The following is a 1,166-nucleotide window of genomic DNA, read 5'->3' as shown; positions in this document are numbered from 1 at the left end:
TGCCAAATGCGACCCGGTCCTGAGCGGCAGGGTTGCTGTCGAGGATAACCAGATCCGCGATGCCGTCACCGTTGACGTCGCCCATGACTGTTTTCCATGCGCCGGTCGGATCATCACCACCCCCAGCTTCCCCGATATACTGCTCGGGAGCGAAGGTTCCATCCCCATTGCCAAATGCGACCCGGTCCTGAACGGCAGGGTTGCTGTCGAGGGTGACTAGATCCGCGAAGCCGTCACCGTTGACGTCCCCAATGACTGTCTTCCATGCGCCGCTCGGATCATCCCCACCCCCAGCTACCCCGATCTGCTGCTCGGGGCTAAACCCAGCCGGGGCCGGATCCGCCCCCGTTATATCCTGCGTCACCGTGGTCACATTGCCCGCGGCATCGGTCACTTCGGCCGAGACGGTAAGCGTAGCGCCCGTGGCCAGCCCGCTGAGATCGATCGACGACGAGATCCAGGTACCCGTTGCATCCGCCGTGACCGTTCCGATCACGGTGCCGCCGGCCGAAATCGTGACCGTCGCACCCGGATCTGTCGTACCCGACATTTGCGTCGTATCCGCAGACGAGATGAAGTCGCCATAGGTTGCACTGTCGTTCGACATGGCCTCGATCGTCGCCAGCGGCGGCGTCGTGTCCAGTGCGGCCGGCGCCGTATCCGTGGCCGAGGTGCCTCCGGCGTTGGTCACATTGGCCGCCACATCCACCGGACCATCGGTGAGCGTCGACAGATCGGCCGGGGCCGCCTGCCAGGTGCCATCGGGCAGAACCGTCGCCGTCGTCGTCACCGTATTGGTGCCGTCGGTCAAGGTAACGGTCACTGTCTGACCCGCTTCTACGCCGGTCGTCGTCCCGGTGATCGTTACACCAGTCGATTCCGCCAGGTTGACGATGTCGTCGCCGGCAATCGGCGTGTCGATCGCGATGACGGGGGTGGCGATGCCGTTGACCTGCACGCCCTGCTGGATCCAGACCGTGGCCGGACCGTTCGTATAGACGTTGAACGTCATGCCGTTCAGGGTCGCGGTGGTGCCGGTGGGGGTGAAGCCCGTTGCCGTCACACTGTCATCCGTCCCGCCGACGATGACCAGCGTGTCGGTGGTCCCCGACATGTCGAGCACCGTCTGCTGGTCGACCGTCAGGCTGTTGGCGCCCGTCCCGCCG

Annotated in this window: 1 protein-coding gene; it reads right to left on the bottom strand. The window is 64.9% G+C overall.

All coding sequences use genetic code 11. From position 1 onward, the window contains the following. On the bottom strand, nucleotides 1-1,166 hold a 1,166-nt coding region (locus tag NHF53_RS23005), incomplete at both ends, for an FG-GAP-like repeat-containing protein (RefSeq protein WP_252836281.1).

Source organism: Ciceribacter sp. RN22 (genome assembly GCF_024054295.1).
Classification (GTDB): Bacteria; Pseudomonadota; Alphaproteobacteria; order Rhizobiales; family Rhizobiaceae; genus Allorhizobium; species Allorhizobium lividum.
This window is presented reverse-complemented; position numbering and strand designations above follow the sequence as displayed.